At 67.6% G+C, this 9,370-nt stretch carries 9 protein-coding genes; 6 read left to right on the top strand and 3 right to left on the bottom strand.

Annotated features, from left to right (window positions below; all coding sequences use genetic code 11):
* Positions 1-471 precede the first annotated feature (471 nt).
* Positions 472-723 (bottom strand): hypothetical protein, encoded by a 252-nt coding sequence (locus ACMGFH_RS22920; protein WP_415383506.1) that lies wholly within the window; start codon positions 721-723, stop codon positions 472-474.
* A gap of 282 nt (positions 724-1,005) precedes the next feature.
* Here ACMGFH_RS22920 and ACMGFH_RS22915 point away from each other — a divergent pair, with 282 nt between their 5' ends.
* Entirely contained in the window at positions 1,006-1,479 is a 474-nt protein-coding gene (locus ACMGFH_RS22915; RefSeq protein WP_415383505.1) for a four-helix bundle copper-binding protein, read from the top strand.
* 161 nt (positions 1,480-1,640) lie between these two features.
* Here ACMGFH_RS22915 and ACMGFH_RS22910 read toward each other — a convergent pair whose 3' ends face one another.
* Complete coding sequence (locus ACMGFH_RS22910) at positions 1,641-2,189, bottom strand: hypothetical protein (RefSeq protein WP_415383504.1); 549 nt, start codon at positions 2,187-2,189, stop codon at positions 1,641-1,643.
* A gap of 369 nt (positions 2,190-2,558) precedes the next feature.
* Here ACMGFH_RS22910 and ACMGFH_RS22905 point away from each other — a divergent pair, with 369 nt between their 5' ends.
* Positions 2,559-3,026, top strand: coding sequence for an SPW repeat protein (locus ACMGFH_RS22905; RefSeq protein ID WP_415383503.1), 468 nt, complete (start codon positions 2,559-2,561; stop codon positions 3,024-3,026).
* Between the two features lie 45 nt (positions 3,027-3,071).
* Here the strand turns inward: ACMGFH_RS22905 and ACMGFH_RS22900 are convergent, their stop codons facing one another.
* A complete protein-coding gene (locus tag ACMGFH_RS22900; protein WP_415383502.1) occupies positions 3,072-4,742 on the bottom strand; it encodes an FAD-dependent oxidoreductase in 1,671 nt (556 codons plus the stop codon).
* A gap of 186 nt (positions 4,743-4,928) precedes the next feature.
* Between ACMGFH_RS22900 and ACMGFH_RS22895 the strand changes: the two genes are divergently transcribed.
* The 4 genes from ACMGFH_RS22895 to ACMGFH_RS22880 all read left to right on the top strand — a co-directional run bounded on the left by ACMGFH_RS22895 (position 4,929) and on the right by ACMGFH_RS22880 (position 9,272).
* Positions 4,929-5,474, top strand: a complete 546-nt coding sequence (locus ACMGFH_RS22895; protein ID WP_415383501.1) for an iron transporter — start codon at positions 4,929-4,931, stop codon at positions 5,472-5,474.
* A 240-nt stretch (positions 5,475-5,714) separates the two neighbouring features.
* Positions 5,715-6,563 (top strand): YihY/virulence factor BrkB family protein, encoded by an 849-nt coding sequence (locus ACMGFH_RS22890; protein WP_415383499.1) that lies wholly within the window; start codon positions 5,715-5,717, stop codon positions 6,561-6,563.
* Positions 6,564-6,567: 4 nt separating this feature from the next.
* Positions 6,568-7,794 carry a hypothetical protein gene (locus ACMGFH_RS22885; protein WP_415383498.1) on the top strand — a complete coding sequence of 409 codons (1,227 nt, stop codon included), beginning with the start codon at positions 6,568-6,570 and terminating at the stop codon, positions 7,792-7,794.
* 128 nt (positions 7,795-7,922) lie between these two features.
* Positions 7,923-9,272, top strand: coding sequence for a cation:proton antiporter (locus tag ACMGFH_RS22880; RefSeq protein WP_415383497.1), 1,350 nt, complete (start codon positions 7,923-7,925; stop codon positions 9,270-9,272).
* The last annotated feature ends 98 nt before the right edge of the window (positions 9,273-9,370 follow it).

Here is a 9,370-nt window from a genome sequence, read left to right as displayed (position 1 = left end):
ATACACCACGATATTCCCTGCGACACTGTCGATCACTTAAAGAAGTATATAAAGGTATTAAAAAGAGGTCTAGCTATCTATCTAGTAGTGTAGTAGTAGAAGACGATGAGTTATAGAGCAGTCGTTGAATAGATGATTCATCACTCTTGAGACCGTGTCTTGATTTGACCAGCTATGTTTCCAACCTAGCGACCTAGAACGAACCGTTCAACGTTCGTTTCGAGTCTACTAGCTAGATCTCACTCGCTGCCACATATATTAATTAAATCTTTCTTTATCTATAGTTAGTAGTAGTGTAGAGGAGGTGTTACCCCATGATACCCACAGCGGATTCAGAAAGATGTGGCACTTAAGTTAGATCGGCCGATCTCGTGGTTTTGCGGATCCGGCAATATTGCGTCTCATTCTCACCCCCACCACCCTCTTACCCCCGTTTCACCGGAAACGTGGTGTGTGTGTCTCGGTCGACTCTCACCTCCCGTCTTTTCCCCATCGTATCCCCGTACCAGTCAGATCGATTATCTGAAGTTGCGACGATGCAACCAGACCCGCTGTCTGCGGGAGTTCGTCTGCCTCGACCGGTCGCTCCTTTTCCTCCAGCAGTTCGTCGACGGACTGTTGGACAATCCGAAGCGTTTCGACGTCTTGTTTCGCGAGCCCCTTCCGGAGGTACCTCGGAAGCGTCGCCACTCCCGTCGGCCGGTCGGGATTGACCTCGGACACGGACTCGACCTCGGATTCAGTCTCGGACTCGCCAGTTCCTCCGGCCCCGCCGGTCCGCTCTCGTGTCACAGACCGCTCGGAAGACCGAACGCTTGGTACAGGAGAGACGGCGAGAACGGTTCGAGCCGGTCGTCTCCCTCGCGATGGCGCGGAGTAAGACCACGTTTCCGGGCTGGAACGGCGTGGAGAACGGAGTAACAGCCGTATAGACGGGACAACTATCGGTCGTCTATATGTGATCTGTCGGGCAAACGACGGACGGGTTCACGCCCGGTGTCTATCATGTCACAGCAACTCGGATCGACGAGCCAGGGGAATCAGATGAGCCAACAGCCCGCGATGCAGTCCGGCGGAACGCTGCCGCAACAGACACGGAGCGCGCTCCACGAGGTCGCACACGCGGTTCAGGTCTGCGGCTGGTGTGCAGACCAGTGCATCCAGACGGCGGACCCGAACATGATCGAGTGCATCCGACTGTGCGAGGACGTCGTCGAACTCGGGGAGACGGTCCTCGCGACGGCGCCGCGGTCCTCGCGCTACACGGCACAGATCGTCCAGGCGTTCCAGCAGGCCGCCCAGGAGTGCGCGCAGGAGTGCGGTCACCACCAGGCGTCCCACTGTCAGGAGTGTGCGAGCGTCCTCCCGCAGACCATCTCAGCGACCCAGCAGCTGGCGACCCAGGGCCAGCAGGTAGGCGGCCAACAGATGGGCGGTCAGCAGATGGGGACCATGGGCGGCGCGCAGCAGACCTGGTAGGGGCTCGCGGACGACGCCGACCTCGAATCTGACGACTGCTCGCGACAGTTTCGTTCTCACAATTCTTTCCGAGACGCGGTCGGGAGTGGCGACGCTCGCGAACGACGAACGGAACCGTCTGCTCGAATGTCGGGCGCTTGCCCACTCACACCGCGAGTCAGTTACTCGCGGGCTGTCGTTCGGGTCCCGACCCAGGCTCCGAGCGTGATCCCGTAGAGGACGTGTCCGACGTGGAACGCGACGCGGTCGTCGGGGTCGACGCCGAGGAGTCTCCCGAGGACGACCCGTTCGCCGACTGCGGAGAGGACGAGGCCGTAGAGCAGTCCGGCGACGGTCGTCGGGACCTCTCCAGCGTCGGTCGGCGGGCCGGGCGGGCGGTCCCGCCCCGGGTCGCCGCGGGCGACCGATTCGCGGCCGGCGAGCAGCGCGGCGAACGCCGCGCCGGCGCCGGCGCCGTACGCGAAGTGGAGGGCGAGCGCGGGAACGGGGTAGTCTTCGGGTTCGCCGCCGCCGACAAACTGCGCCCAGAACTCGGCGGTCGGCGGTAGCGAGCGGCTCACCGGGAGTCGATAGACGGTCATCACGAGCGTCGCGAGGAGGCCACCTTCGAGTCCGCGGCGGGTCCGTCCCACGAGTGCGGTGCTCCCGCTGGAGACAGACCGGTCGCCGTGGGCGCCGCTCTCACGTCGTTCCGAAATTGCTCGGCTCACGGTCGATCCGTCGCGTCCTCGGTCCCTAAGTGCTCGGTACGCAGTGTCCGGGACCGGCAGGGGGATCGTCGGCCACGGGCGGTGAACTCGACCGGAGACGGGGAGTGGTTGGAATCCGGTATCCGTCCACCGGCAACTGGAAGCTGCCAGTCCGCCGCCGGGTAGGGGAGGCGAGCCTGCGATCCGGGGCGGCGGAGGTGGCCCCGGTCGGCGGAACAGTCGCGGGGTCGAACGGGTAGGGGCCGACGAGCGAACAGACGTACCGTTTTCGGCTGTTCAGCGTCTAGGGGTGCCTTTCTCGGTAGCGTCCCGTTGGACGGAGTCGGCAATATAAACGTCTCCAGACCCAATCGAAACCTGGCGATACCCATGAGCGAGAGCGACGCATACGACCAGGACGAGTACCGCGAGGACGACTACGACGAACGCGAGGTAGACACGAACCCGACGGAGAGCGGGAAGTGGATCTCGCTCCTCGTCGCGCTGCTCGGGCTGTGGATGCTCGCGCAGTCGTTCCTCCTTGACCCGATCGCGGGGAACTTCTGGAGTGACATCATCGTCGGCGCTGCGCTGGTCGTCCTCGGCGGCTACAACTACTACCGCCGCGCGAACGAACAGCTCGGCAGCGTCGGCGTCGGCGCGTTCGTCGCACTGCTCGGGCTCTGGCTGATCGCGACGCCGTTCATCCTCGGCTCGACGGAGGGGACGGCCGCGGTCGAGACGGACATCGAGTTCTGGAACGACATCATCGTCGGTCTGCTCACGTTCCTCCTCGGCGCCTACAGCGCCTACGAGGCGCGCGACACCGACGTCGCGACGCCGGCGGCGCGGACCTGACCGGGCCGTCGATCGGGAAGTGACCCGAGCGATATTTTTCGCAGTTCAGCGGTCCACGGGATACTCCACGTCGACAGCGTCGAGGTCGTCGACCGCCGGCGTGTCGAGGACGGTCCCGTCGACGTCGAACCGCGAGCCGTGACAGGGGCAGTCCCACGATTCCTCGCCGTCGTTCCAGGAGACGAGACAGCCCATGTGCGGGCAGACCGCCGAGACGGCGTGGACCTCCCCGTCTTCGTCGCGATAGGCCGCGACGGGGTCGTCGCGCTCGTCGGCGACGGTCGCCTCGCCGGGCGCCAGCCCCGACAGGTCGAGGTCGGGACGGGACTGGACGTACCCTTCGAACAGGTGCTTCATCGCGTGTTTGTTGTGCGAGAGCAGGCCGGACTTCGACGCGCCGAAGTCGAAGCGCGTCGGGTCGTAGACGTCCGCCCACGGGTTCTCGCGGTCGCGGACGAGGTCGGCGAGGAGGAGGCCCGCGGCGGTGCCGTTGGTCATCCCCCACCCGCCGAAGCCCGTCGCGACGTAGACGTTGCTGACCTGCGGGGCGGCCCGCCCGACGAACGGGACCCGGTCGACTGACGTGAAGTCCTGGGTGGCCCAGCGGTATTCGATACGCTCGACGTCGAACAGGTCGCGGGCGCGGCGTTCGAGCGTCCGGTAGCGGTCGGTGGTGCTCCCGCCGTGGCCGGTCCGGTGGTTCTGGCCGCCGATCAGGACGAGCGAGTCGTCGCCGGCGTGCGGTCGCACGGAGAAGTACGGCTCGTCGGGGTCGTAGTACAGCCCCTCGGGCGACTCACCGGCGAGCCGGGCGGCGACGACGTACGACCGCTTCGGGGAGAGCCGGGAGAAGTAGAGCGCGTCGTCCTCGACGGGGAAGTGCGACGCGACGACGACCGAGTCGGCGACGACGTCGCCCCGGTCGGTCTCGACCCGACAGGGCTCGCCGTCGTCGACGTCCCTGACGGTCGTCCGCTCGAAGATCCCGCCGCCGTTCCCAGCGCCGTCGTCCGCATCGTTGCCGTCGTCCGAACCACCGCCGCCGTCCGTACCGTCGCCGTTCTCACCGTCGCCGCTGGCGCTCCCGGTTCCGTCGCCCTGAGCTGCCACCGCCTCGGCGAGCGCGAGCAGGTACTCGCGGGGATGGAAGTACGCCTGGTCGTCGAACCTGACGGCGCCGCGGCAGTCGACGGGCAGGTCGACGTCCTCGACGAAGGTGGCGGGGAGGCCCAGGCGGCGGGCGGCGTCGACCTCCGCGCGGACCTCCGGTCGGCGTTCCGTCGACGTGACGTAGGTGTACGCCGGCGCACGACCGAACTGGCAGTCGACGTCGAGCGCGTCGACGGTCTCGGCGACGTGTTCGATGGCGGTCTGGTTGGCGTCGGCGTACTGGTGGGCGCGCTCCTCGCCGAAGTGATCGATCAGGTGGTCGTAGACGAGGCCGTGGAGGGAGGTCACCTTGGCGGTGGTGCGGCCGGTCGTCCCGTCGAGGATCCGGTCGCGTTCGAGCACGGCGACCGAGTGGCCGGCCTCGACGAGTTCGTAGGCGGTCGTGACGCCGGCGATGCCGCCGCCGACGACGGCGGTGTCGACGCGCAGGTCGCCGTCGAGGGGGCCGTAGTCCGTCCGCTCGGACGTGTCCATCCAGATCGAGCCGTGGCGGCCGGCGAGGTCGTCGCTCCCGGTCGCGCGAGCCGCGTCGTCTGAGGGTGTCATGTGCTCGGGCCTCCGAAGGAGTGAGACAGTCGCCCGGAGGGCGGTTGAAAGTTCGCCCGGAACGTGCGCGGGTGGGGCGGGAACGTTCCGGGATGGGGTGCTGGGCGGCTCCGCCGGGCGAGGCGGTGACGCGCCCTTCCTTTGCCGGCCGAGCGCTTACCGACGAGTCGGTCGAACTGTCGCGGTATGAGCCAGCACGGCAAGACGACGAGCGAGGAGGTCGACGACCGCCAGCTGGAACTGGCCCGCGCGGAGGGAGAGGCCTACCAGCGGTCGCTGCGCTACATGATCGAGGAGGTCGCCCACACCGGCGACATGACCGAAGTCGACGACTACGTCGTCGGGTTCGCCCAGGAGGAAGCCGAGGGGCTCTACGAGCTCACCGGCGAGGGGGAGTTCGCGTGGCGCGAGCCGGGCGACGAGAACTGCCACATCGAGGTCGCGGTCGCGGACGTGGACGACGGGCGGTTCGTGCCGGGCGCGGAGGTGAGCGTCCGGATCGCCGACGGCGACGGCGAGGAGGTGGAGGCCGCGACGCTGCCGCTGCTGTGGCACCCTGGACTGTACCACTACGGGGCGAACGTGCGGCTGCCCGGCGACGGCGCGTACACGCTGGAAGTCCGCGTGGAACCGCCGACGTTCCACCGCCACGACGAGGAGAACGGCGACCGGTACGGCGAGCCCGTGACCGTCACCTTCGAGGACGTCGACCTGCAGACCAGTCAGTCCTGAGAGACGGAGTGCACGCCGGTCCGACCGGGACGGGAAACGGGGCCACCCCGGTCGAGACGGAGTCAGCCCAGCCGGGAGGGGCAACGGGGTCAGCCCGACCGGCGCGGGCAGCGCGCCGCGGATCGCCGCGAGAACCGGGCACCCCATCGCGAACCACCCACGAGAATATACGTCTTGCGGCCGTTGTACCGACATGTCCCAGTCAGGGACTGGCGCGGTCGGGAGGGGTGAGTCTCGGCGATGAGCCTCGCGACTCGCCGGCCGGTCAGTCGCGCCGCGTCGTTCACGCGCGGCCTCGTCTCGGTGTACCGGCAACGAGACGTCCCGTTCATGGCCGGGAGTGTCGCGTACGCCGCGTTCGTGTCGCTCATCCCGCTGGCGGCGCTCCTGGTCGTCGTCGCGTCGGTCCTCGGCGGCGAGCCGCTCAGCCGGGCTGTCGTCGACCTGACGTCGGCGTACCTCACCCCGACGTCGCAGGGGGTCGTCGCGCAGTCGCTCGAACAGGCGGGAGAGAGCGTCCGGCTGTCGCTCGTCGGCCTCGTCGCGCTCCTGTGGACGGTGCTGAAGGTGTTCCGGTCGCTCGATATCGCTTTCTCCACTCTCTACGACACCGAGACCAACGACGGGCTCGTAGACCGGCTCACCGACGGCGTCGTCGTCCTCGGGGCGATGTCGCTGGCGGTCCTGACGATGGTCGCGGTCGGGGCGATCGCCGCCATCGCGCCGTCGCTCTCGACTGGTGTCCAAACGGGGGCCCCAGTGATACGGGCCGTCGGGCTCGTCGCGCTCGTCGTCGGGCTGACCGTCGCGTTCCTGCCGATGTACTACGTCTACCCGGACGTGGCGATGACGGTCGAGCGGGCGCTCCCGGGGGCGGTCGTCGCGGCGGTCGGCTGGGCGCTGCTGCAGGCGCTGTTCCAGGTGTACGTCTCCATGACCGCGACGAACGAGCTCTACGGCGTCATCGGTGGCGTCGTCCTCTTCATCACGTGGCTGTACTTCGGGGCCGTCGTCGTCCTGCTGGGCGCCGCGACGAACGTCGTGCTCTCGGGCCGACACCGCTCGCCCGGGTACGGGTCTTCCGGGTGACACCATGGGGAGCGCAGACAGATACGCGTTCGTCCGGCGGTACGCGTCCATCGCCGCCGGACCGTTCGTGGCCGCGTACCACCGGATCTCGAACAGCCGCCTCGCCTCGTGGCTGCTGTACACCGGCCAGCGGCCGATGGTCACGCTCGCGCTCCTGTGCGGGGTGTTCGCCACCTTCCTCGCGCTCGCGCTGTTGCGCCCGGTCGACATGCAGCAACTGCTCTCGGACACGAACACGCTCCAGACGCTGTTCACGACGCTGCTGAGCGGTGCGATCCTCATCGTCTCGGTCGTCTCCTCGATCAGCTCGATCGTCCTCTCGCAGGAGATAACCGACATCGAGACGGAGCAGTCGCGGATCGACGCCTCGATCGAGTTCCGCAAGCGCGCCGAGAACCTGGCGGAAGTCGAGGGGAGCCCGGGCCAGCCCGCGGCGTTCCTGGAGGTCATTCTCTACTCGATCTACCGGGAGACGCGGGCGTTGCAGCGGGCGACCGAGGAGTGCGACGACGAGGAGTTCAGGGAGCAGGTCGACGCGCTGGCCGAGGAGATCGTCGACGAGGCGAGGGGCGCGGCAGAGACGCTCGACGGCGCCCGATTCGGGACGTTCAACGTCCTCTCGGCGGGGCTACACTACGACTACTCCTGGCAACTCAACACCGCTCGGCGGATCCGCAACCGCTACGAGAGCGAGATCGGCGAGGAGACGGCCGACGCCCTGCAGGCGCTCATCGACACGCTGAAATTCTTCGCCACCGGCCGTGAGTACTTCCAGTCGCTGTACTACAAGCGGGAGGTCGCCCGGCTGTCGAGCAACCTGCTGATCGTCTCGCTTCCGGTGATCGTCTTCATCTCGTACCTGCTCCTCGCGTTCGACTCCAACATCATCCCGATCTTCCGGATCGGCCCGCTCTCCTCGCTCCCGGTGTTCGTCCTGCTGGCGTACACGATCTCCCTCGCGCCCTACGTGGTCCTGACGGCGTACGTCATCAGGGTCGCCGCGATCACGCTCCGGACGCTCGCCGCGGGGCCGTTCCTGGTGCGCCAGCCCGACCACGACGACATCGTCGAACTCCAGGTCGACATCGACCCCGACTCGTGGGACGAGCAGGCCGAATCGGAGGCAGAAGGACGGGAGGACGAAAGCGGCGAGCGCGCGGAGGATCGAGACCAGGAGGCGGCCGGTGAGACGGGTGACGCGGAGGGGGACCGACCGGCGGCGGAGGACTGAGCGGCGGGGCCGACGGCGATTCGCGCGCCCGGACGGTCACGCTCGGCCGTCCAAATTCTGCCGCTGGCGCGGGCTGACACGCGCTCACACGCCAAAAGTTCCTTTCGTGGCCGGCCCCAATACGTGCCATGGCAGTGTACGACATCGCCCTGCTAGTGGTGAGCCTCGCCATCCTCGGCGCCGTGGTGTTGCCGCGAGTTCTCGCGGACAAGCCGATGTCGTTCCCGCTCATCTACGTCATCGGGGGGATGGCGCTGTTCTCGCTGCCGCTTGGCGTGCCGGCGCCGGACCCGGTGGAGTCGCCGGTGATCGCGGAACACCTGACGGAGATGGTCGTGATCATCGCGCTGATGGGCGCGGGACTGAAACTCGACAGGCCGTTCGACTGGCGGGCCTGGGCGCCAGCCTGGCGCCTGCTCGGGGTGACGATGCCGCTGACGATCATCGCCGTGGCGGGGCTCGGGTGGTTCTTTCTCGACTTGCACCCGGCGACAGCGGTCCTGTTGGGCGCGGTCGTCGCCCCGACCGACCCGGTGCTGGCCTCGACCGTCGAGGCGACGCCGCCGACGGCCGAGACCGACGCCGAGGTCGACCCGGACGACCAGGAGGGGGAGATCCGGTTCGCGCTCACGGCGGAGGCAGGCCTCAACGACGGTCTCGCCTTCCCGTTCACCTACCTCGCGATCGTGATGGCCGGGGTGAGTCTCCAGGCGACCGAGTCCGCGGGGTCGGCCGAGGCCGCGCTCGGGTCGCTGATGCCCTGGATCGCCGAGTGGTTCGGCTTCTACGTCGTCTACAAGATCGCGGTCGGGATCGTCGGCGGCGTCGTCGTCGGCTACCTCATCGCGCGGTTCATCTTCGGCCGTCCCTCCAGCACCGACCTCGCGCGGGTCATGGAGGGCGCCGAAGCGCTGGCGGCGACGCTGCTCGCCTACGGGGCGACGGAACTCGTCTCCGGCTACGGCTTCATCGCGGTCTTCGTCGCCGCGCTCGTCCTCAGACACTACGAGTGGGAACACGAGTACTACCAGAAGCTCCACGACTTCGCCGTGCTGGTCGAGCGCCTCCTGATGGCGGCCGTGCTCGTGCTGTTCGGCGGTACCATCGTCGGCGGTATCCTCGACCCGCTCACGGTGACTCACGTCGTCGTCGGCCTCGCGACCATCCTCCTCGTCAGACCGCTGGCGGGCCTGATCGGCCAGATCGGGTCCGACTCGCTCTGGCAGGAGCAGCTCATCATCGCCAGCTACGGCGTCCGCGGCATCGGTTCGTTCTACTACCTCGCCTACGCCCTGAACACGGCCTCGTTCCAGGAGATCGAACTCGTGATCGCCGCCGGCGAGCTGTGGGCGTTCCTGGCGTTCGTCGTCATCGCTTCGCTCACGATCCACGGTATCTCGGCAGCGCCCGTGATGAACTCCATCGACAAGTGGCGCACCGAACACAAGGACGACTTCACCGCGCCGGTGGAGGACTGACGCGGCGGCCGAGCGCTGACTCGCGGTCTCGCGGGGCCACCGACTCGCGGTCGCTTGCGAGGGCTTGCCGTGGTACCACCCGCGCCGCCTCCGAAGGA

Origin of the sequence: Halosimplex rarum (assembly GCF_047715405.1) — an archaeon.
Classification (GTDB): Archaea; Halobacteriota; Halobacteria; order Halobacteriales; family Haloarculaceae; genus Halosimplex; species Halosimplex rarum.
This window is presented reverse-complemented; position numbering and strand designations above follow the sequence as displayed.